The organism is Paenibacillus sp. EKM301P, from assembly GCF_011800295.1.
GTDB classification, from domain to species: Bacteria; Bacillota; Bacilli; order Paenibacillales; family Paenibacillaceae; genus Paenibacillus; species Paenibacillus polymyxa.
Genome location: NZ_JAALFM010000006.1, coordinates 182818 through 204197, shown reverse-complemented (window position 1 = coordinate 204197; position 21380 = coordinate 182818). Strand labels below are relative to the sequence as shown.

Here is a 21380-nt window from a genome sequence, read left to right as displayed (position 1 = left end):
GACGCGGTGGCTGTAATCAAGACCAACTCAGAGGATGTGAGGACCCTGGCCCGGCTGATGCGGGCTGAGGCTGAAGGTGAAGGCGAGTCGGGAATGCTCATGGTTGGCAATGTCGGTGTGAACCGAATTTTAGCCAATTGCCTAGATTTCCAAGGGATACGCCTCATGAATGACATGGTGTTTCAAAGCCCCGGAGGTTTTGAGGCTACTCAGAAGGGGTATTTTTATCAGAGGGCCCGTGATCGGGACATTCGACTTGCCCAGCGTGTAATCAATGGTGAAAAAATACGTCCAGCATCCAATGCATTATGGTTTTTCAGACCGGCTGGAGACTGCCCGGGTACCTGGTATAACCAGACCAATACCGGACGCTTTAAAGCCCATTGCTTTTTTAGCCCGACTGCACAGGACTGTCCTAATGTATATTAGACACCTTTCAGGATGGCTTGAAGAATTTAAAAATTAAAACCATTTTAGGAGGAATTTAAATGATTTCACAGCAAGCTTACCGTCCCGTATCTTATGCTTCCGGCAATGGATATCCCGAATGGCCAAGAGGAATGGCTCCAGCCGGAACCATGCAACCTATGACTGGCTTTCCACCTCAAGTAAGTAGTGGCAGCCCTATGACACCAACGGGTACGGTAGTGCAGGTTCAGACTCCTCAATACGAGCAATCATACATCGAGAATATTTTACGCTTGAACTTGGGCAAAACGGGAACTTTTTATATGACCTATGAAAATAACCGAGAATGGAATGCTAAAATATTCAAAGGCATTCTGGAAGCAGCAGGTCGGGACCACATTATTATTAGTGATCCGGCGACAGGCAAACGGACCATTCTGCTGATGTTAAACCTGGATTATGCAACTTTTGATGAGCCATTGTTGTACCAATATCCCGGCGTCATCGGGAACCCGGGCGGATCTCCGGTTCGCTGATGCCTTCATATATATGAGTTTACATCCTCTGCCAGACGGCAGGGGATGTATTTTGTTTATATTCTTTCTCAAATATAGTTGCTTTCTTGGTGGTAAGAGGCGAAAATGAGAGCTTTTCGACCTAAATGATAGAGGGATTGATTTTTCTGACATTGCTTGTAGTTTGACTGTATAGAGTATAGTTATATAATTAAATATAAGCTGATGAATGATTTAAACATTTATGCGGAATATGGCTTATGGAAGCCGGAAGGGGTGAATGTGTTGGGAAGTTGACGCTGCTTATGATGTGTTATCGTTCTGTCTATGATGAAAATATCCGAAGGAGGTGCGCCTGTCTGCCGTAATGACGGCTGATGGGGAGCATATTGAGTGACCCTTTACCGAGTATGTTTAACTTAATTATTGTTTTTGCATTAGTATTATTGAATGGATTTTTTGTATCTGCGGAATTTGCCATGGTGAAGGTCAGGGGCAGCCGTATCGAAACCTTGGTGGAGGCGGGCAATAAAAAGGCCGTATACGCCGCCAATATGATACACAATTTGGACGCTTATTTGTCTGCCTGCCAATTGGGTATCACCTTAGCATCGTTGGGACTGGGATGGATCGGAGAGCCGGCCATCGCACATTTGATTGAGCCTATATTTACTGCCGCTGGCTTGGGAGCGGTATACGTACACGGTACTGCCGTGGTGATTGCATTTATTGTCATTACGATTCTGCATATTGTGTTGGGTGAATTGGCACCCAAAACGATAGCTATTCGTAAATCTGAGACTATTACCCTGTATTCGGCCATGCTGATGACTTGGTTTTACAAGTTGATGTATCCATTCATATGGGCGTTGAATGGAATGGCGAACAGCCTGTTGCGTTTGTTCCGTCTGGAGCCGGTATCCGAGTATGATGATTCCGCGCATACGGGGGATGAAATACGCATTCTGATGAAAGAAAGCAATAAGAGCGGACTAATTGATAATACGGAATTGGCGCTTGTTGATAATATATTTGATTTTGCCGACACGACCGCCAGGGAAATCATGATTCCGCGCACGGAGATGATCTGTTTATACAGTAATGAGTCCACAGAAGAAAATCTCGCGATTGCAACGGAAAGCATGAGAACCCGTTATCCAATCTGCGCCGAAGATAAGGACCATATTATCGGCTTTATCCATATTAAAGATCTTCTACGTGCGAACACGCTGGATACCCGTACGATGATTCGCCCGATTCTTGCTGTTCCTGAATCAACGCAAATTAGTGATCTGCTCAAACGCATGCAGCGTAGCAAGACGCAAATTGCAATTTTGATTGATGAATACGGTGGCACATCGGGTATGGTAACATTGGAAGATATTATGGAAGAAATCGTCGGTGAAATTCAGGATGAGTTCGACCAAGAACGTCCGAGTTGTGAGCAGATTAATGACGAGGAATTTTCCATTGACGGTATGTTATTAATTGATGAAGTGAACGATCGTTTCGGGCTAGATCTTGATCATGAGGATTATGATACAGTAGGGGGCTGGCTCTACTCACATGTAGAGGTTATCCCTCCACAGCCAGGTCAGTCTGTAGTGTTTGAAGGATGTATGTTCATTGTAGAAGAAGTTGAAAACAAGCGGATTTCACGTATTCGGCTAATCAAACAGCCTATCATCGTGGAGGAAGCAGGAGTCTCATAATGGAATAAATATGGAAAGCGACCTTTAATGATGTGGGGTCGCTTTTTAATTTGTCTTCTTTACATAAAGGATGTGAATTGATATGATATCTGTGTTATTGTCAACCTAATATATAATTATTAAGTTGACAATAAAGCGGATTTCCTTACGGTAAAAATCTCATCTGCTTACATAACCATCTAAATGAGGGAGGATGAAGTATGAATTTATTCAATAAGGCTTTAAATTGGGACTCATTAGCTGAAAAAGCGATACATTTCAGCAATCTGACGCTGGAAGAAGGCACGGCGGTACTGGAAGCGGACGATGTGGAAATATTACCGATTATGCAAGCTGCATTTCAGGTAAGGCATCATTTTTACGGAAAAAAAGTAAAGCTCAATATGATCATGAACGCCAAAAGTGGTCTGTGCCCGGAGGATTGTGGTTATTGCTCACAATCCATCGTTTCTACGGCACCTGTCAGCAAGTATAGTATGCTGGATAAGGAATCATTGTTGGCTGGGGCAAGGGAAGCCCTAGCACGAAAAGCGGGGACATATTGCATTGTAGCTTCCGGCAAAGGTCCGACAGATCGGGAGCTGGATCAGGTGATTGATGCTGTACAAGAAATTAGTCGTACCATGCCGCTCAAAATTTGCGCTTGCTTGGGGATTCTCAAGGGAGATCAAGCACAGCGATTGGCAGATGCTGGGGTACACCGTTACAATCATAATTTAAATACAAGCAAAGCCAACTATCCCTCGATTACGACCACACATACATATGACCAACGCATCGAAACTGTGAAAATGGCTCAATCACACGGAATGTCTCCATGCTCTGGCGTTATTATCGGTATGGGGGAGACGAATGAGGAAATCGTTCAAATGGCTTATGCCTTACGAGAGTTGGATGCCGACTCTATTCCGATTAATTTCCTGAATCCAATTCCCGGAACCCCTTTGGGAGAAGCACAGCGGATCTCGCCGATCCAAGCTTTAAAGGTGTTGGCACTGTTTCGGTTCATCTGTCCATCCAAAGAAATACGCGTCGCAGGCGGAAGGGAATTGAATTTACGCTCATTACAACCGCTAGCCCTTTATGCAGCAAATTCGATTTTTGTAGGAGATTATTTAACGACAGCAGGCCAAGAAGTTACCGCTGATCATCAAATGATAGAAGATTTTGGCTTTGAAATTGAGATGTGTGCCCTTTCAGCCGTATAATAGAGATTGTACAAACATGGAAGGGAGAGTTGAATGATGAGCGAAAAAGTATTTATTAGTCCAGGTAAATATGTGCAAGGAAAAAATGTGATTGATAAAACAGGTGAATATGTTAAGCCTTTAGGCCATACGGCTTTGGTTATTGCGGACAAGCTGGTTTGGGAGATTGCAGCCGATCGAGTGGTCAAAAGTCTGGAGCAGGCTGATATCACTGCTATAAAGGTTGAGTTTCAAGGAGAAGCATCCAAAAATGAAGTAAACCGTATTGCTGATGAGGGACGAAGCGGCCAGGTCGATATTGTCATTGGTGTAGGTGGCGGTAAAACACTGGATACCGCCAAAGCCGTTAATGAGCTACTCGGTTCCTCGGTGGTGATTGTTCCAACAACCGCCTCTACAGATGCCCCTACCAGTGCTCTATCTGTTTTGTACACGGATGAGGGTGCATTTGATACGTATACCTTTTTCAGTAAAAATCCGAGCTTAATCCTGGTTGACACGAAGGTCATATCTCAGGCACCGCCTTTGTTCCTCTCCTCAGGTATTGCGGATGCCATGGCAACGTGGATTGAAGCCCGTGCAGTCATTGAAGCTCGTGCTACAACTATGGCTGGCGGCTTGCCAACCTTGGCGGCAGAAGCCATTGCGTCTAAGTGCGAGGAGGTTCTTTTCGATTACGGACTGCAAGCTTATGAATCTGTGAAGCGCAAAGTCGTTACACCAGCGCTTGAAGCGGTGGTAGAAGCCAATACATTGCTAAGCGGTTTGGGCTTTGAAAGCGGCGGCTTGGCAGGTGCACATGCCATTCACAATGGTTTTACCGTACTCGAAGGAGACATTCATCACCTGACGCATGGCCAAAAAGTAGCTTTTGGCACCTTAGTACAGCTTGCCTTGGAAAAAAGACCTTTAACTGAGGTGGAGCGGTATATTGATTTTTACCTAAAACTCGATCTGCCGGTTACGCTGGAAGACATTAAGCTGCAGGAAGCTTCCCGAGAGGATTTGTACCGAGTAGCTCAGGCTGCTACCAAAGAAGGCGAAACCGCTCACAATTTACCATTTGCTGTTACAGCGGATGATGTGCTGGATGCGATTTTAGCGGCTGATCAGTATTCAGTTGCCTACAAGACTAAAATTGGACATAGAAACTAATCGCATACGAAATAAGTAGATTCAAAGGTCGCTGATAAGCGGCCTTTTTCCATTATTTAACTTGCAGCTTATGGTATGATTTTCATGGTACATAATTAGAAAATTATCTAAAATTTGAGAGGGGTTTAGCGATGGCCAAATGGAATGTAGAAGACCAAGGTATTCAATATAGTATTGAGTACAAGCGTGGCTTTACCGGAGGAAAAATCATTGTGAATGGTAGCGAGCAGAAGGTGAAAAGCCAGAACGCATTTTTGAACTTGATTGATTTTCCAATTAGACTGAAGGAGAAAGCTGTGAATGTTGTGGTTATTGGCAACAGAGCAGATTTAGCTGTGGACGGTGTATATCTTGGGTCCAATCAACCTTATGTTCCAGTAAGTAAGGTTCCGGGCTGGAGCTGGGCTTTTGTCGTGGTCAGCTTGGTTATAGGGTGGCTATTTGCAGGCATCTTTGGTCTGTGCTTGGGGATATTAGGCAGCATGTTTTATGTGAAATCATCTTTATCCTTACATCAAACCATTAATCGAAGAGTTGTAAGCTGCTTTATTGTCTTTTTCATCATCAGCGTAGTACAAATCGTATTTGGACTTGCAGCGAATTATTGGATTAATACACTGTAAATATACGTAATACAGCCTAAAGGATGAAGCAAGAAGGCTCTCCCGCATGAAGCGTTGAGAGCCTTTTTTGCCGTGTTAGATCGCCCAATTTCCTTTGCGGAAGATCGGTTCCTCAGTACCGTCTTCGGTAACGCCGTTGATGTCCATTTCACCTGAACCAATCATAAAGTCGACGTGAGTCAGACTGGAGTTCAGACCGTTGGCAGCCAACTGCTCTTGAGTCATATCCTTACCACCTTTAAGGTTGAATGCATAAGCATTGCCGATAGCCAGATGGTTAGAGGCATTTTCATCAAACAATGTATTGTAGAATAAAATATTTTTATCAGAGATTGGTGACTTATGAGGCACGAGCGCAACCTCGCCCAGGTAGTGTGAACCTTCGTCCATTTCTACGAGATGCTGGAGAGTCTCCAAACCGGTTTCGGCCTGTACGTCGACAATACGTCCATTTTCAAAGGTCAATGAGAAGTTGTCGATGATATTACCACTGTAGCTGAGTGGCTTGGTGCTGCTGACTTTACCGTTTACTCCCGTTTTGAGTGGGGCAGTAAATACTTCCTCAGTAGGCATGTTGGCTACAAAAGTATGCCCCTGTTGGTTGACGCTTTCGGCTGCTACCCATAGATGGTCTTTTGCCAGTTCGATAGTGAGGTCTGTACCTGGCGCCAGATAATGCAGCTTTTTATAGCGTTTGGAGTTTAAAATGTCAGCTTTGCTAGAGAGGGTTTTCAAATGCTCATTCCACGCCTCCACAGGGTTGTCCAGATCCACACGTACAGTGCTGAAAATGGCTTCCCACAGTTTATCCATTTGCTCGGAAGCTGGCAGATCAGGGAACACTTTGGCTGCCCATTCTGCTGAAGGATAAGCAATCAGAGACCAGCTGAACTTGTCAGCCATTTGGTATTCACGATATTGCCGTAATTCATGTGATCGCACGCGCTGGGCAGCGGTAATTCTGCTGGACGGAATCCCTTGAAGCAAATCAGGATTCTCGGCAATGACATGGAGCACTGCAGCGCCATTTTCGACTTCTTCAGTCATTTCGGCTGCGTACCATTTGGGAGCGATATTAAAAGTTTCATCAGGAGCTAGTTCATACTGTAATCGGGTAACCGTTTCATCACTCCATTTTACTTTTACCAGTTTGGCTCCGACAGTATACGCTGATTTAACGATAAGTCGTACGAGTTCGGCGGACAAGATTGGCGCATGAACGATAAGTGTCTGCCCTGGTTGGACATTGGCGCCCACTCGAACGGCTAATTCCGCATATTTCTGCAATTTTTGTTGAAAATCTGACATGTAACTTTCCTCCATTTCACGAAAAAGCCTCAAATAAGAATAGGGTAATTCGCACAGTTTTTTTGCAAATTCCACACATAGCTTATATATTGTACAATGTAACGAAAAGGTTCACAAATCAGTTTTGGTACTTTTTAGTGAAAAATGAAAGGGCGGATAAATAAATGACAGAGCAAAATTCTTCTCAGGAATTGAAAGAAGTACATATTCAGCAGGCACAAATGACAAGAGATGAGAACGGTGCCTATTTAGGCCAAGTGGTATTCGGAGTAGACGGACAGAGTTCTATATATGAAATCACCTTCCACAGTAAAAAGGGAAAGGAGTGGGATTATAGTCTCCATTTTGCAGGAGAGCCACGCTTGGAGGAAGAGATGCTACAGATGGATAGCTGGATTGAAGAGAACGATGATCTTTTCGACTATTTGCTGGATGCGGCATGGAGTAAATTACCCGAGTAATGTAAACATGGTCTATTTTCGTGACAAGCGGATTATATTTAGCAGTGTCCGCATAATCTGCTGACATGGGGGAAGCCTAAAGGTCGAGTATAACAGGAAATTCCATGTGAATAGGAGGGTGAAGCTTTGGCAAATCATCTGTTCACCGAAGGAATGACGGCAAATGAAGAGGCTGCTCCCGATCTCCTGAGCTTACGGACGCTGTTTGTAAATGTGTGTTTTATCGGAGAGCCGGGAAGCCGATCCTGGGTGCTGGTGGATACGGGGATGGCAGGATTCACAGACTCGATTATACGCCTAGCTGAGGAACGGTTTACGGGTCCTCCGGTTGCTATTGTGCTTACTCACGGTCATTTTGACCATGTAGGTTCGGTTATTGAGTTGGTTCAGCATTGGGGTACACCTGTTTATGCACACCCTTTGGAATTACCTTATTTAACGGGAATGAAAGATTATCAAAAACCTGACCCTAGTGTGGGGGGAGGCTTGATGTCGGGAATTTCCTTCTTGTACCCCAATGATGCTATAGATCTCGATGATCGCATCACCTCCTTGCCCCAAGATGGTAGTGTCCCCGGCGCCCCTGGTTGGAAGTGGCTGCATACACCAGGACATACGCCTGGTCATGTATCGCTTTTTCATGAGCGGAGACGCTTAATGGTGGCTGGTGACGCTTTTATCACGGTAAAGCAGGAATCGGCCTTGGCTGTGCTTTTACAGGAAAAAGAAATCCACGGACCGCCTGCGTATTTTACAACAGATTGGCAAGCTGCACAGCGGTCAGTGAAGATGTTAGCCGGCTTAAAGCCTGCAATTGCAGTTACAGGGCATGGACATTTCATGCAAGGTACCGAGCTGACTGATCAGTTGGAAAAGCTGGCTGGAAATTTTGAACACATGGCAGTACCCAAACAGGGACGTTATGTGTAATATGTGTGAAGGACGATGCCTTACGGGGCATCGTTTTTTTGCGTGGACGTGGAATTTTTTTGCTGGACATGGTATAGTCAAGCCAAAAGCTAAACGCTTTCATTAAACATCGTCATTTCATCAAGGAGGATTTTTGATGACACAACAGCATACTGCAATTGGTGATCTTTATTATGGAATACCGGCGATTCGTCTTAAATTTGGACGATATGAAGCGGTTGCCCTGCCAGGAAACGGCGCAAATCTGATTTCTTTTCGTGACAATGAGACGGGATATTCTTTTTTACGTGAGCCGGATGCTGAGAGCATAGAGGTTTTTAAGCAAAGCCCATCCGTTTACGGAATTCCTTTCTTGTACCCTCCGAATCGATATGAGGATGGAAAATTCCTGTGGAATGGTGTTACATATGAGCTGCCAATTAATGAAGAGGCTACCCATAACCATTTGCACGGCTTTTTACACACCGTTCGGTGGGAGGTTGAGGATTACGGTTCCGGGGAGCAAGGTAGTTATGTGGTAATGAATCAGCATGTAAGGGAAGGGCATCCTATGTTCCGTTATCTACCCTTCACTTTTACGATGAAGCTGACGTACAGCCTTGACGAATTTGGCCTGCATCAGCGTTATGTGATCCATAACGAGGGGGATCAGCCGATTCCCAACTTGTTTGCCTTTCACACAGCCATTCGGGTACCGTTTGTACCTGATAGCTCGCCTGAGGATTACAAGATTAAGGTTACGATCGGTGAGCGGCGTGAGCTGACAGATCGGTTGTTGGCCACTGGACAGTTCCAACCTTTATCCCCGGAAGAGGAACTGATGAAGACAACAGGAGTTAGCCCTTATTTTGCCTCTATGGATAATCATTATACGGCGGCTCCGCAAAATGGACGTAACTATATGGAACTCACACACAGTAAGACAGGTGCTACCCTTGTATACGATGTAGGCACTGCTTATAAGCACTGGATGATCTGGAACAACAAAGCGAACCAGGAATTCATCTGTCCTGAACCGCAAATGAACATGATCAATGCACCGAATCGATCAGACTTGCCTGCGGAAGACATCGGGTTAATTGCACTGGCTCCGGGACATATTTTTGAAACAACCAGCCGTCTGTATTGTGTTACTCCGAATAAAACGAAATCTTAATATGTTCTTTATCCAAATAAGCTTGCATCGTGGTGAACGGTGCAGGCTTTTTCGATTGCTAAGGCTGCAGTTACAAGACCACTAAGAAAGATTATGAAAAAGGTTGCAGAAAAGCAATGTGTCATAGTATGATACTAAACAGGAGATGATCAGATGAATCATGGAATGATGCCTTTTCAAGCTGTTAAACGCAAGCAAATTGCAGATGAAGTGGCTGAGCAGTTGCAACGAAAAATTGCTGCTGGTGAATGGAATGTAGGCACTAAGATTCCAACCGAGCCCGAGCTTATGAAGCTATTTGGAGTCGGGCGATCTACAGTTCGGGAGGCGGTTAGCGTACTGGTGCATGCCGGTCTATTAGAGAAAAAGCAAGGACACGGGACCTTTGTCTGCCAACCGACGACTTCTCAAGAACCATTGGATTACCGACTAAGCCGTGCTGAAATTATTGAAGTTTATGAAGTGCGGAGCGTGCTGGAACTGGAGATTGCCAGATTAGCTGCGTTACGTCGTAATGACGAAGATTTACGCTTGATGCGAGAGGCACTGGACCGTCGAGCTGCGACATTGACCGCTGGAGATATGAATGGGTACTTGGATGCGGATATCACTTTTCACTTGGCTGTTGCAGCAGCTACAGGCAATAAGGTGCTTACGGACGTATACCGCAGCTTTGTAGAGGCTATTCGCAAGGCGCTGAGCAATCTGATTACCGATCCGGCGATGCCAAATCATTTTACACTTCAGCATGAAAAAATTTATGAAGCGATTTTGGATCAGGATGGTAAGGCTGCAGAGCTATATAGTATTCAGCATTTGGACGGCACCAAGCTGGAGCTGCAAAAGCATATGGGAAGTTCCTAATTTTTTTAATCCTAAACATCAGATGATCGGATGAATAAAACGATGTATAAACCTTCTACTTTGAGCATCTCCTAAAATCAAACCAAAGGTGGTATCTGTATGCGCAAAATATGGGTGTTGGACACAACGTTAAGAGATGGAGAACAATCACCAGGAGTTAGCTTAACCAGCACAGAAAAGGTGGAAATCGCTCTTCAGCTTCAAAAATTAGGCGTAGATCGGATTGAGACCGGCTTTCCGGCAACCTCACCTGGTGAGATCATCAGCATGCAGGAGATTGCCAAACAGGTCACCCAAGCAACACTGGTTGGTTTTGCACGCTCGAAAGAGCAGGATATAGATGCGGTCAGAGAAGCTCTACGGGGAGCGGAGGACGCTTGTCTTCACTTGTTCCTGGCTACCTCACCTATTCATCGTCAGCATAAGCTACGAATGGATAAAGCGAAGGTATTAGAGACCGCTGCTGCTGCCATTCGTTATGGACGTAAGTATTTCAGCAAGGTAGAATTTTCGGCAGAGGATGCCAGTCGTACCGAGTTGGACTTTATTTGTGAAGTTGTAGATATGGCAATTCGCGCTGGAGCGACCGTCGTCAATTTACCGGATACCGTAGGTTATGCCTCGCCAGATCAGTTTGGAGAAATGTTTAGAATCGTAAAACAACAAGTACCAGGTATTGAAAAAATACAGCTTAGCACACACTGTCATGATGATCTTGGGATGGCAACAGCTAATACGCTGGCAGCTATCCGTAACGGTGTAGATCAATTTGAAGGTACCATTAATGGTATTGGCGAGCGAGCCGGAAATACACCTATCGAGGAGGTCGCACTGGCCCTTGACACGAGAACCGATCTCTATGGTGCACAAACGAGTCTGGTTTTGGAGGAACTATATGCTACCAGTCGACTGGTAAGCAAACGTACTGGAATGTCGGTACCGGGGAACAAGGCCATTGTTGGGGCCAACGCATTTGCACATGAGTCCGGTATACACCAGGACGGAATGCTAAAGGAGCGTACAACATATGAGATCGTGTCTCCTGAGCGCATTGGTTTGAAGACCAGTAAACTTGTATTAGGCAAGCATTCGGGAAGTCATGCGTTTAAGGAAAAACTGGCGGACATGGGGTTTGATGTTTTGACAGAGGAACAACTTCAGGCTGCATTTCGCAAATTCAAAGCCTTGGCAGATAAGAAAAAACAGGTGTTGGATGAGGATTTACTTGTCCTGATGGATGAAAGCCGCAATGGCTCACCTCAAATTTACACACTAAATTCTATTCAGGTGTCCTATGGTAATCAGTCGGTTCCAGTCGCCTCTATACGGTTGAATAAGCAAGATGGCACATCAATTGATGAAGTTGCGATGGGTAATGGTTCTGTAGATGCGATTTTTCATGCGATTGACAAGGCTAGTGGTGAAGTGGTGGAGTTGGAGGATTACTCCATCCAGTCTGTAACGTATGGCAAAGATGCGTTGGGGGAAGTTCACGCTATTTTGAGGCAAGGTGAGTACACAGCACTGGGAAGAGGCACTAGTACAGATATTTTGGAAGCTAGCGCTAAAGCTTATATCGACGCACTAAACAAGCTACTGGGCAGAAAAGAAGTGCATGCCAAAAGCAACATCACGATTAGCTGAGGCTGGTAATCAAGCTCATAGCTGAATTTTTTCTTCTATCTCCTCTTAACCTTATCGTAAAAAAGCGCTTGCAAAATATATGATAACATTTGAAATTTAATGTATAATAGGCAAAGAAGATCACCATATTTTGTCTGAATTACATAGGCCAAGAGGAGGAAATGAGTTGAACTACCGCATTGAAAAGGATACGTTGGGCGAAATCAAAGTACCGGCAGATCGTTTGTGGGGAGCGCAAACACAGCGCAGTAAGGAAAATTTCCCGATTGGCTCGGAGAAAATGCCATTAGAGGTCATTCAGGCGTTCGCGGTACTCAAAAAAAGTGCGGCGATCAGCAATTATAAGTTGGGTAAGCTATCTCAGGAAAAACAGGATGCCATTATTTATGCAGCGGATGAAATTCTAGCTGGACGAGTGGATGACCATTTCCCATTGGTTGTATGGCAGACAGGGAGCGGTACGCAGTCCAATATGAATGTCAATGAAGTGATTGCTCATCTGGGCAGTGAATGGTTACAAAAACAGGGAAAAGATGCGAAGCTGCATCCGAATGACGATGTGAATATGTCGCAAAGCTCAAATGATACGTTTCCTACAGCGCTTCATGTAGCGGGTGTCATTGCCGTCGAGGACCGTTTGTTGCCTGCCATTGATAAGCTGAAAGAGACTTTTCAACAGAAGTCAGAACAGTTCAAGGATATTATCAAAATTGGTCGAACCCATTTGCAGGATGCTACACCACTTACACTGGGTCAGGAAATTAGCGGCTGGTATGCCATGCTGGATAAAAGCAAGCGGATGATCGTCGACATGGTTCAATATATGAAGGAGCTGGCGATTGGCGGAACAGCAGTGGGCACAGGAATTAATGCTCATCCAGAGTTTGGTTCCCGAACCTCTGCGGAAATTTCCGGCTTCACTGGCAAAACGTTCACTTCTGCACCTAATAAATTTCATGCGCTGACCAGTCACGATGAAGTGGTGGCTGTACATGGAGCAATCAAAGCGCTAGCTGCGGATTTGATGAAAATCGCCAATGATGTTCGCTGGCTGGCTAGTGGTCCGCGAAGCGGCTTGGGGGAAATCACGATTCCTGCTAACGAGCCGGGTAGCTCCATTATGCCAGGTAAGGTAAATCCGACCCAGAGTGAAGCACTGACGATGGTCGTTACGCAAGTCATGGGTAATGATGCAGCTATCGGCTTTGCAGCAAGTCAAGGTAATTTTGAACTGAATGTGTTTAAGCCAGTAATCATATACAACTTTTTGCAATCAGTTCATCTACTGGCCGATTCCATCATTGCTTTTAATGACAACTGTGCCGTTGGCATCGAGCCCGATCTCGCCAAGATTGAGCACAATTTGAATAATTCACTAATGTTGGTGACAGCATTGAATCCACATATTGGATATGAAAATGCTGCTAAAATCGCTAAACTTGCACATGCAGAAGGGCTGTCTCTAAAGGAAGCGGCACTCCGCAGTGGACTGCTGACGGAAGAGCAGTTCGACCAATATGTTGTACCAGCACATATGATTCAGCCCAAAGCCTAAGCACGACGAACGGGTACAGCTTGAGAAATTTTAAAAAAATGTACAAACCAGCTTGTGGAGTGCGGAATTTAGCACAGACCATGAGCTGGATTTTTTGATTTTCTCATATATTTTTTTACTTATGATTAGTATTCTGTGTGATTTGAGGGTATATAGTTAGAAGGCGAAAAAATGAACATTTATTTTCAAGATAGGAGAAGCCGTATGGAACAGACAACCGTGATTAATTTGATTGTGCTTTTGCTGTCCGGCTTGCTGCTGGTCGGTGTGCTGACTACCAAATTTTCCAGCCGTTTCGGTATGCCTGCGCTCGTTTTGTTTATTGCTGTAGGCATGGTGCTCAGTCAGTTTATTTATTTTGATAATGCCTTTATCACACAGCTGGTGGGCATTCTCGCGCTCATTGTAATCTTGTTTGAAGGCGGGATGCAGACAAAGTTTACAGATGTTAAGCCAGTAATTCGACCTGCGTTGTCATTATCAACGTTAGGGGTCATCATCACGACTGTAGTCATTGGCGTGTGCGCCAAGTTTATTTTAGGCGTAAGCTGGATGGAATCCATGCTGTTTGGCGCTATTGTCGGATCGACAGATGCGGCAGCTGTGTTTTCCGTTTTAGGAGGTAAAAACATCAAAAAGCGAATTACCTCGACGCTTGAAGCGGAATCCGGCAGTAATGACCCGATGGCTGTATTTCTCACAGTAACATTGATCGAACTGATACATCACCCTGAGCAATCCATTTGGATACATATCTTGTTGTTTTTATGGGAAATGGGTTTTGGTCTAGCCGTTGGTTTTGTACTCGGACGCTTAGGTGTATATGCGATTAATAAAATGAATTTTGATTCATCCGGTTTGTATCCTGTAATGGCATTGGCATTTGCAGTCTTGACGTATGCGGCGGCATCGTTACTGGAGGCGAGCGGATTGCTGGCGGTATATGTCATGGCCATTGTATTGGGAAATTCCGACTTGACCTACAAGCGATCCATTATTCATTTTAACAATGGCTTCGCCTGGATGGTGCAAATTATGATGTTTGTCTTGCTCGGCCTATTGGTCTTTCCCGATCAATTGCTGGGCATTGCGTGGCAAAGTTTGGCGCTCTCCTTCATCCTCATGCTGGTGGCTCGTCCAATAGGTGTGTTCCTAAGCTTGCTTTTTTCCAGGTACTCTGTTCGCGAGAAGACACTGTTATCCTGGGCAGGACTGCGGGGAGCGGTACCCATTGTACTAGCAACTTATCCATTACTGGACGAAATGGATGTAGGACCTTTGTTTTTTAATGTCGTATTTTTCGTTGTGCTCACCTCTGCGATTATTCAAGGTACCACGATCTCGTGGCTAGCGGTGAAGCTTGGCTTGATGGACCCTAACGAGACATCGTCGCCTTCACTGTTGGAATTAGTTTCTTTGGGAAAAACCACTTCGGAAATCAACCACATTCAGGTACAAAAGGGGATGTCGATAGCCGGCAAGGCGATTCAGGATATACAGCTGCCTGAAGACATCTTATTCACAGCCATTATTCGGAACGAGCAAATTATTGCCCCGAGAGGTACAACTGTGATTGAACCGGGCGATACTTTGTATGTGCTTAGTCCCAAACTTAAGCGCCAGCAGATGAAAGAGCTGTTCATGCTACTCGAACCGGAGGCTGCTCCGTAAATAGGATATCCCCCTATTTACAGCCCTTCACATTTATGTGAAGGGCTTTTTGCTGTATTCTTTTTAAGAGTGGATGAATCTGTTAAAAAATTGACACTATCATTCTACAAAATTAGTTTATGATATTGTCGTTAGATGTCGCAGCCTATCGCTACTGATCATTTGATGGGCAATAGTGAAGAAATACGATAGAAGTCACCAAACAGGAGAGATGATGAATGAAACCGGAAGTCTTGCCACAGCGTGCAGCAGCTCGCAGGCAGAAAAATAAGAAAAAGAAACGAAAAGGAAAATTTGGTCGCTTTATGTTGCGACTTTTTATTGTATTCCTGTTAGCAGGAATTGGGGGCGGTGCATGGTTGTTTTTAACCCCTTCTGGCAAGGAGATGCGCTATTTGGCTGCGGATACGCTGATTACGACTCAGCATCGTCACTGGGCGAAATATTTTATCGGCGAAGCAGAGGCGAAGAAGCGCGTGGCTGAATATTCGGCCCGGTTCGAAGAGATGGGAGAGGAAAAGGATAGACATACAATCAATCTGCCTGATCTGATACCTACTAAAGTACAACAGACGCCGTTGGTTGAAGTGGAAGAGGTATCGGGTCGTAACTATCATGGCTATGTTATGACGGTGCATGACCCCACTAAAATTAGGCTCGGGGTTCCTGCTAAAGTCGGCCGGGGAGAACATGTATCTAGTATGGTCGAGCGTTTGGGGGCCGTTGCTGGTGTAAACGGCGGTGGATTCGCTGATCCCAACTGGAACGGAAATGGCTTTAAACCGATTGGTGTTGTCATTTCTCAGGGCCAGATATACTACAACGATATGGGTAAAAATGCCTCTGTTCAAATCGTAGGTATTGATAAACAGGGAAAAATGATAGCCGGTCACTATTCGTTGTCCGAGTTGTCCAAAATGAATGTGCAAGAAGCGGTTACTTTCCAACCACGCCTAATTGTGAATGGAAAAGGTCTGATTCGCAATGCAAGCGAGGGATGGGGCATTGCTCCCCGTACCGCGATGGGACAGAGAGCAGACGGGGCAATCCTTTTCGTAACCGTCGACGGTCGCCAGCCTGGGTACAGCATAGGTGCCAACTTGTATGATATGCAAAATATTTTACTTAAGCATGGAGCGGTTATCGGTGCTAATTTGGATGGAGGTTCATCAACGGTGCTCGTCAAGGATAACACCATTGTCAACAAGCCTTCCTCTGAATACGGAGAACGATATTTGCCGACTGCGTTTCTCGTATTTGAGCATCCAGAGACCGTCAGTATTCCGAACATCTGGGCAGGGATGAGACCTGGAGACATTGACGCAGCCAAAAAGAAATAGAGCCGGAATGAACAAGTCTATTAAGTGAACGGAGACTCATAATGAAGCTAGATCGAACAGGATTTCAGCGATTGTTTGTCGCCTTGCTGATGCTACCATTGCTCTTGACAACAATGCACCAAGGAGAAGTCGAAGCGGCTGAACAGGGAACCACAGCACCTCAATCAACACAACTAACAGATATTGTTATAGCCGGTCAACCCTTAAACAACAAGACCAAATCTCTATTGATTGACGGTAAGCTCATGGTACCGCTTAAACCTTTGGCTGAAGCTGTAGGTGCAAGCTACCATTGGGATGCTAAAAAAAAGCAGGTCACGCTGCAAAAGTGGGCAGAACCCTTAGTTCTTAAGGAGCGATTACGTAAGAGCAAGCAGCAGCTTACATTTGAGGTTGTAGGTAAAGACGTATATGTGCCTCTTAGAGATGTATCGCTTGATTTAGGTTATACGTTAGAGAAGACAAATACACAGATTCAGATCCAGCCACCGATTCACGGTAAACTAAAAGAACAAATATATGAGGGAGATCTCGTGGCAGCACGTGAAGCATTAATCCACTTAGAAAGACGTTCTGTCCATCCTTATATAGAAGAACATCGTCCTAACACTGAGCTGCTGTCCAGTGTCTATATGTTCCCCCAAGGCGAAGCATTGCGGTATTTTACAGTGAACGGGGATGTGCTGAGTCTGGTTGAAGTGAAGGACGGTTTTCCGATTGTTACCTATCAAGGGTATGTGGGAGCTCCCTTTGATAAAACCTTTACGATGGAATACGATCCACTGGAGCTGTTTTTGGCTAATAAAGCCAAAGATCAGTGGGGAACCTATCCGAAATTAAATAAGCCGCTGATCTACGAGTATACTACAGGATGGGGGGACAGCAGCTCTACTTATTATGGGCGTATTACTACGGATAAAAAAGAAGAGTTGTTGGGTACGACGGGTGATCCGGTAAGCGGGCTCCCAGCCAATGCCAAGCAGATCATGAAAACCTTTAAGCTGCCGTGGGAATCACGTACAGATGCCCAGCAGGCGATGGGATAAGTTTAGCAGAGTAGCTACTACAAAAAAGCGTGTATCGTTGAAGTTAATTTAACTTCCCGGTACACGCTTTTTACAATGAAATGGGTAATGAATATTGTGATATGCTCAAATCTTGTTTAGGCGTCATTTTCTGCTTCGAGAAACACGGAGATCAGAATACGCGCGTTGTTTTCTCCAACATTTTTGGCATAGTGGGGGATGGCTGCTCTCCAGCTAAAGGAATCTCCTGCTTCCAGAGTAGCTGAATCCTCACCCTGCTCCACGTATACCGTACCCTCCAAAATAAAATGAATCTCATCCCCTGCATGAGCATGTTCTTCTTCTGTAGATGAGCCTGGCGGCATGTCCACCAGCATCATTTTGACATTACCCTGACCACCCAAATGATCGACCTGGAGTTTGTTTTTACCATACAATGTTTTACGACGCTCGTCCTTACGAATCACTTGCATCCGTTCCTCTTCTTTAAGAAGCAGAAAAGCGAGAGGTACGTTCAGCGCATTAGCGATGCTGTCCAATGTAGCGATGGAAGGGGAGGTTTTATTATTTTCGACTTGACTCATAAATCCTTGAGATAGACCGGTTCGTTCGCAGATTTGCTGGATGGATAAATTTTTACGTTTACGAGCCGCACGAATGTTGCATCCTATACCCATAGAGCGTTCCTCCTTTTAGGGAAATATAATATATACTAATTTATTATTCATCATACCAAATAATTTGTTGACAGACTATAGTTTCTTATGCTAAATTCACATTACAAAATAATTATTACTATTACTAATAATTTGAGTGTAATTCATACTTATGTGTTGCAGTATAGATTCGGACGTCATTATTTTTTTGGCTAAATTATTAGTAATATAAATTAATTATTCATATACGCTTGTATGAGTGTATTAAAACAAACAGAATGGAGAGATAAAGATGAGTTCAGCAAGCAGAAATGTTTCTACAATTATGCGGGTGGCGCTCGGAATTTTGTTTTTGGCGCACGGAATTGCTAAATTCCAAATGGGATTGGGTAATGTTGCAGGCTGGTTTTCCAGCATTGGTGTCCCAGGATTTTTAGGTTATGTCGTTGCGGTGATTGAGTTGGTCGGCGGGATTGCATTAATTCTTGGATTGCTTACTCGCTATGTATCCGGACTTTTAGTTATTGTATTGATCGGCGCTATTTTCACGGCCAAATTGTCCGGCGGGTTGATGGGGAATGGTCAAGGCGCTGGCTATGAGCTGGATATTGCTTTTATTCTGGTAGCTCTTCATCTCGTATTTGCGCCGACAACTCGCTGGTCTCTGGATTCTTTGTTCAGCCGTCGTGGGTCAACAGAACAATAAATTTGATTAAGCCTTAGTCCTCCAATCCATGTAGAAAGAGGGAAATCTCATGACAGCACATATTCATGACAACACTAAAATCGGGCAGGTTTCATTAAAAGTTAGTAACTTGGAGCGCTCTATTCAATTTTACACTGAGGTCATTGGTTTACAGCTTCTACGTCAAACAGCGGATACCGCTGAATTGACTGTTGACGGAAAGCATGCGCTACTGATTCTTAACTATATTGAAAATGCAGTTATTCTGCCGCGCCAGTCTGCAGCCGGATTGTATCACTTTGCTATTCTTCTACCAGATCGTATAGCTCTGGGTTTGTCTTTGCGTAATCTGCTGGCTCATGAGATTGAAATCGGACAGGGAGACCATGATGTAAGTGAAGCATTATACATCCATGATCCCGATAATAACGGAATTGAAATCTATGCGGATCGTCCTCGTAATCAATGGAAAAAAGATGCAAATGGATTTTACATGATGGGAACTGGACCTGTGGATGCAGAAGACCTGATTGCCATTTCTGAAAACTTACCTTGGCAGGGACTGCCACAGGGAACGGTAATTGGGCATGTTCACTTCCATGTGTCTAATTTGCTCACAGCACAGCAATTTTATTGCGATGTGCTTGGCTTTGACATTACATGCCGATATGGATCTTCAGCCTTGTTCGTTTCCGCAGGTGGTTACCACCACCATATGGGCTTAAATATATGGGCAGGTGAAGGAGCGCCACCAGCTCCCGAGCAGGCTGCTGGATTGGATTATTTTGAACTGAATGTTCCAGACCAACAAGAATTGGATGCCATTACTGCTCGTTTGACTGCGGCAGGTTATCGATTACAAGAACGTGATGGGGCCTTGTATGTGGCTGACCCGTTCCGTATTCAAATCAAATTGGTTCAGGGTCAAACCATTTAACATAGCAAGAACGTAACAGAAAAGGGTATTCCTATGAGCCGTACTGGCTGGGAATACCCTTTTTTATATCCTAAAACAAACTCCAATCCAAATCGCGGGACATTGTCTCCAGCAAGTGTACCCCCGCTGTACTGTTGCCCATACGATTCAATGAAGGCCCCACTAACCCGATGCCGTATCGTCCAGGTACCATCGTCATTATACTGCCAGATACGCCGCTTTTGGCAGGGAGTCCGACTTGAATGGCAAATTCACCAGAGGCGTCATACATACCGCATGTTGTCATAAATGTTTTGGCGATCTGTACATAGCGACGGGGGATTAAAGGTATACCTGTGACCGGATCACGGCCGTTGTAGGCTAGTATGAGTCCCATACGTGCTAAATCTGTACAGTTTAATTTGACAGCACAATGTCTGAAATAGACGTCAAGCACATCCTCCACATGACCTCTTAAAATCCCCTTTTCCATTAGAAAATAAGCAAGGGAACGGTTCAAATGGCCTGTGGCTGATTCTGAATCGTAGACATCCTGATCATATTCCAATGTGTCATTATGAGTAAGCAGACGGAAAAATTGAAGAACACGGGCAAATCTCTCTTCTGGACTGTTTCCGCGAATCAGAGAGGAGACCGCGATTGCTCCGGCATTAATCAGTGGGTTAAATGGAATCCCCGGCTCGACTAGTTCTAGCTTTAGCATGGAATTAAAACGGTCTCCGGTAGGCTCCATACCTACCTTAGAGAAGACAACGTCCTCTCCATTATCCATCAAGGCCAGAATGAGCGTAAATACCTTTGAGATGCTTTGCATCGTAAACTGGATTTCCGTATTTCCGGCTACCACGGTCTCACCCGCACCGTTCATGACCACAATACCCAGCGCGTCGGCCGGGGCCTTGGACAGTTCGGGAATATACGCTGCTACCTTGCCATGAATATACTCATGACGGCTTTGTTCTACCCATTCCGGCAGTTTGGTCTGTAGTCTCTGCCACTCCGATGTCATTTCTTTTCCTCCAGTCGAGTAACCAATCTGTGGTATTTATTGTAGAGCAAGAAGTAGCTATATACTTATTTTAAAGAAATGTTCAGTCGAAAAACAAGCTCTGATGTCATTTCTTTTTCTCCAGTTAAATCCCCAAACTATTGTAATATCTGGATTATGGCTGACAGGAGAAGGAGATGAAGTTGAGCATGTTACATGGTATGTTAGCGGATTACCCACGGGAGAAAACGATTCATCAGTTGTTTGAGGAGCAGGTTGAGCGCACACCGGACCATGTGGCGGTTGTACTTGGGGACAAGCACTTGACATATGCTGATCTGAACAAACAGGCCAATCAGCTTGCACATGCTTTGCGGGTCAAAGGTGTAGATAAGGACGAGCCCGTCGGGATCATGGTCGAATGCTCATTGACTATATCGATACCGAACTTTATGTCGATAACTCAAGATCGTTTTTGCACAGTCTACAAGAGCTTGAAACCGATGACCTTTGGTACAAGTAAAGTGAAGTAAGGTGAA

The 21380-nt window shown here is 44.8% G+C and carries 21 protein-coding genes; 18 read left to right on the top strand and 3 right to left on the bottom strand.

Annotated elements, in window-relative coordinates:
• The first annotated feature begins 6 nt into the window (after positions 1-6).
• The 6 genes from HFD99_RS16525 to HFD99_RS16500 all read left to right on the top strand — a co-directional run bounded on the left by HFD99_RS16525 (position 7) and on the right by HFD99_RS16500 (position 5621).
• Complete coding sequence (locus HFD99_RS16525; RefSeq protein ID WP_016820774.1) at positions 7-429, top strand: cell wall hydrolase; 423 nt, start codon at positions 7-9, stop codon at positions 427-429.
• A 59-nt stretch (positions 430-488) separates the two neighbouring features.
• Positions 489-944, top strand: coding sequence for a spore coat protein GerQ (gerQ, locus tag HFD99_RS16520; protein ID WP_017427029.1), 456 nt, complete (start codon positions 489-491; stop codon positions 942-944).
• Positions 945-1333: 389 nt separating this feature from the next.
• Positions 1334-2635, top strand: coding sequence for a hemolysin family protein (locus HFD99_RS16515; RefSeq protein WP_181969119.1), 1302 nt, complete (start codon positions 1334-1336; stop codon positions 2633-2635).
• A 200-nt stretch (positions 2636-2835) separates the two neighbouring features.
• Positions 2836-3843 (top strand): biotin synthase BioB, encoded by a 1008-nt coding sequence (bioB, locus tag HFD99_RS16510; protein WP_123797262.1) that lies wholly within the window; start codon positions 2836-2838, stop codon positions 3841-3843.
• 36 nt (positions 3844-3879) lie between these two features.
• Positions 3880-4998 (top strand): glycerol dehydrogenase, encoded by a 1119-nt coding sequence (locus HFD99_RS16505; RefSeq protein ID WP_019687369.1) that lies wholly within the window; start codon positions 3880-3882, stop codon positions 4996-4998.
• A 131-nt stretch (positions 4999-5129) separates the two neighbouring features.
• On the top strand, positions 5130-5621 hold the full coding sequence (locus tag HFD99_RS16500; protein WP_123797261.1) for a hypothetical protein: 492 nt from the start codon (positions 5130-5132) through the stop codon (positions 5619-5621).
• Between the two features lie 75 nt (positions 5622-5696).
• Here HFD99_RS16500 and HFD99_RS16495 read toward each other — a convergent pair whose 3' ends face one another.
• Positions 5697-6929: an aminopeptidase gene (locus HFD99_RS16495; protein ID WP_123797260.1), complete on the bottom strand. Its 1233-nt coding sequence runs from the start codon at positions 6927-6929 to the stop codon at positions 5697-5699.
• 164 nt (positions 6930-7093) lie between these two features.
• Here HFD99_RS16495 and HFD99_RS16490 point away from each other — a divergent pair, with 164 nt between their 5' ends.
• The 9 genes from HFD99_RS16490 to HFD99_RS16450 all read left to right on the top strand — a co-directional run bounded on the left by HFD99_RS16490 (position 7094) and on the right by HFD99_RS16450 (position 17596).
• Positions 7094-7390, top strand: coding sequence for a hypothetical protein (locus HFD99_RS16490; protein ID WP_013371376.1), 297 nt, complete (start codon positions 7094-7096; stop codon positions 7388-7390).
• A gap of 126 nt (positions 7391-7516) precedes the next feature.
• Positions 7517-8320 carry an MBL fold metallo-hydrolase gene (locus HFD99_RS16485; RefSeq protein ID WP_045244529.1) on the top strand — a complete coding sequence of 268 codons (804 nt, stop codon included), beginning with the start codon at positions 7517-7519 and terminating at the stop codon, positions 8318-8320.
• Between the two features lie 136 nt (positions 8321-8456).
• Positions 8457-9476, top strand: a complete 1020-nt coding sequence (locus HFD99_RS16480; protein ID WP_117290240.1) for an aldose 1-epimerase — start codon at positions 8457-8459, stop codon at positions 9474-9476.
• A 153-nt stretch (positions 9477-9629) separates the two neighbouring features.
• Positions 9630-10340: a FadR/GntR family transcriptional regulator gene (locus tag HFD99_RS16475; RefSeq protein ID WP_117290242.1), complete on the top strand. Its 711-nt coding sequence runs from the start codon at positions 9630-9632 to the stop codon at positions 10338-10340.
• Between the two features lie 99 nt (positions 10341-10439).
• The gene (locus HFD99_RS16470) at positions 10440-11984 is read left to right on the top strand and encodes a 2-isopropylmalate synthase (RefSeq protein ID WP_031461534.1); all 1545 of its coding nucleotides are present in this window, start codon (positions 10440-10442) and stop codon (positions 11982-11984) included.
• Positions 11985-12150: 166 nt separating this feature from the next.
• Positions 12151-13539: a class II fumarate hydratase gene (gene fumC, locus HFD99_RS16465; RefSeq protein WP_019687365.1), complete on the top strand. Its 1389-nt coding sequence runs from the start codon at positions 12151-12153 to the stop codon at positions 13537-13539.
• Positions 13540-13743: 204 nt separating this feature from the next.
• A complete protein-coding gene (locus tag HFD99_RS16460) occupies positions 13744-15210 on the top strand; it encodes a potassium/proton antiporter (protein WP_016820786.1) in 1467 nt (488 codons plus the stop codon).
• A 218-nt stretch (positions 15211-15428) separates the two neighbouring features.
• On the top strand, positions 15429-16550 hold the full coding sequence (locus tag HFD99_RS16455) for a phosphodiester glycosidase family protein (RefSeq protein WP_016820787.1): 1122 nt from the start codon (positions 15429-15431) through the stop codon (positions 16548-16550).
• A gap of 41 nt (positions 16551-16591) precedes the next feature.
• Positions 16592-17596 carry a stalk domain-containing protein gene (locus tag HFD99_RS16450; protein ID WP_044786030.1) on the top strand — a complete coding sequence of 335 codons (1005 nt, stop codon included), beginning with the start codon at positions 16592-16594 and terminating at the stop codon, positions 17594-17596.
• A 116-nt stretch (positions 17597-17712) separates the two neighbouring features.
• Here HFD99_RS16450 and HFD99_RS16445 read toward each other — a convergent pair whose 3' ends face one another.
• Entirely contained in the window at positions 17713-18252 is a 540-nt protein-coding gene (locus HFD99_RS16445; RefSeq protein WP_016820789.1) for a helix-turn-helix domain-containing protein, read from the bottom strand.
• A 271-nt stretch (positions 18253-18523) separates the two neighbouring features.
• On the opposite strand from HFD99_RS16445, the gene HFD99_RS16440 reads away from it, so the two are divergent.
• Together HFD99_RS16440 and HFD99_RS16435 are read left to right on the top strand one after the other, a co-directional pair.
• On the top strand, positions 18524-18937 hold the full coding sequence (locus HFD99_RS16440; protein ID WP_016820790.1) for a DoxX family protein: 414 nt from the start codon (positions 18524-18526) through the stop codon (positions 18935-18937).
• A 49-nt stretch (positions 18938-18986) separates the two neighbouring features.
• Positions 18987-19853: a VOC family protein gene (locus HFD99_RS16435; RefSeq protein ID WP_016820791.1), complete on the top strand. Its 867-nt coding sequence runs from the start codon at positions 18987-18989 to the stop codon at positions 19851-19853.
• A gap of 70 nt (positions 19854-19923) precedes the next feature.
• Here HFD99_RS16435 and glsA read toward each other — a convergent pair whose 3' ends face one another.
• Positions 19924-20862, bottom strand: a complete 939-nt coding sequence (gene glsA / locus HFD99_RS16430) for a glutaminase A (RefSeq protein WP_017427020.1) — start codon at positions 20860-20862, stop codon at positions 19924-19926.
• A 176-nt stretch (positions 20863-21038) separates the two neighbouring features.
• On the opposite strand from glsA, the gene HFD99_RS16425 reads away from it, so the two are divergent.
• Positions 21039-21374, top strand: coding sequence for an AMP-binding protein (locus HFD99_RS16425; protein WP_123797259.1), 336 nt, complete (start codon positions 21039-21041; stop codon positions 21372-21374).
• The last annotated feature ends 6 nt before the right edge of the window (positions 21375-21380 follow it).

Bases quoted from the DNA above. Each gene is read 5' to 3' on its own strand.
- gerQ (WP_017427029.1), top strand. From the start codon at position 489: ATGATTTCACAGCAAGCTTACCGTCCCGTATCTTATGCTTCCGGCAAT.
- HFD99_RS16515 (WP_181969119.1), top strand. From the start codon at position 1,334: ATGTTTAACTTAATTATTGTTTTTGCATTAGTATTATTGAATGGATTT.
- bioB (WP_123797262.1), top strand. From the start codon at position 2,836: ATGAATTTATTCAATAAGGCTTTAAATTGGGACTCATTAGCTGAAAAA.
- HFD99_RS16505 (WP_019687369.1), top strand. From the start codon at position 3,880: ATGAGCGAAAAAGTATTTATTAGTCCAGGTAAATATGTGCAAGGAAAA.
- HFD99_RS16500 (WP_123797261.1), top strand. From the start codon at position 5,130: ATGGCCAAATGGAATGTAGAAGACCAAGGTATTCAATATAGTATTGAG.
- HFD99_RS16495 (WP_123797260.1), bottom strand. From the start codon at position 6,929: ATGTCAGATTTTCAACAAAAATTGCAGAAATATGCGGAATTAGCCGTT.
- HFD99_RS16490 (WP_013371376.1), top strand. From the start codon at position 7,094: ATGACAGAGCAAAATTCTTCTCAGGAATTGAAAGAAGTACATATTCAG.
- HFD99_RS16480 (WP_117290240.1), top strand. From the start codon at position 8,457: ATGACACAACAGCATACTGCAATTGGTGATCTTTATTATGGAATACCG.
- HFD99_RS16475 (WP_117290242.1), top strand. From the start codon at position 9,630: ATGAATCATGGAATGATGCCTTTTCAAGCTGTTAAACGCAAGCAAATT.
- HFD99_RS16470 (WP_031461534.1), top strand. From the start codon at position 10,440: ATGCGCAAAATATGGGTGTTGGACACAACGTTAAGAGATGGAGAACAA.
- HFD99_RS16460 (WP_016820786.1), top strand. From the start codon at position 13,744: ATGGAACAGACAACCGTGATTAATTTGATTGTGCTTTTGCTGTCCGGC.
- HFD99_RS16455 (WP_016820787.1), top strand. From the start codon at position 15,429: ATGAAACCGGAAGTCTTGCCACAGCGTGCAGCAGCTCGCAGGCAGAAA.
- HFD99_RS16450 (WP_044786030.1), top strand. From the start codon at position 16,592: ATGAAGCTAGATCGAACAGGATTTCAGCGATTGTTTGTCGCCTTGCTG.
- HFD99_RS16445 (WP_016820789.1), bottom strand. From the start codon at position 18,252: ATGGGTATAGGATGCAACATTCGTGCGGCTCGTAAACGTAAAAATTTA.
- HFD99_RS16440 (WP_016820790.1), top strand. From the start codon at position 18,524: ATGAGTTCAGCAAGCAGAAATGTTTCTACAATTATGCGGGTGGCGCTC.
- HFD99_RS16435 (WP_016820791.1), top strand. From the start codon at position 18,987: ATGACAGCACATATTCATGACAACACTAAAATCGGGCAGGTTTCATTA.
- glsA (WP_017427020.1), bottom strand. From the start codon at position 20,862: ATGACATCGGAGTGGCAGAGACTACAGACCAAACTGCCGGAATGGGTA.
- HFD99_RS16425 (WP_123797259.1), top strand. From the start codon at position 21,039: ATGAAGTTGAGCATGTTACATGGTATGTTAGCGGATTACCCACGGGAG.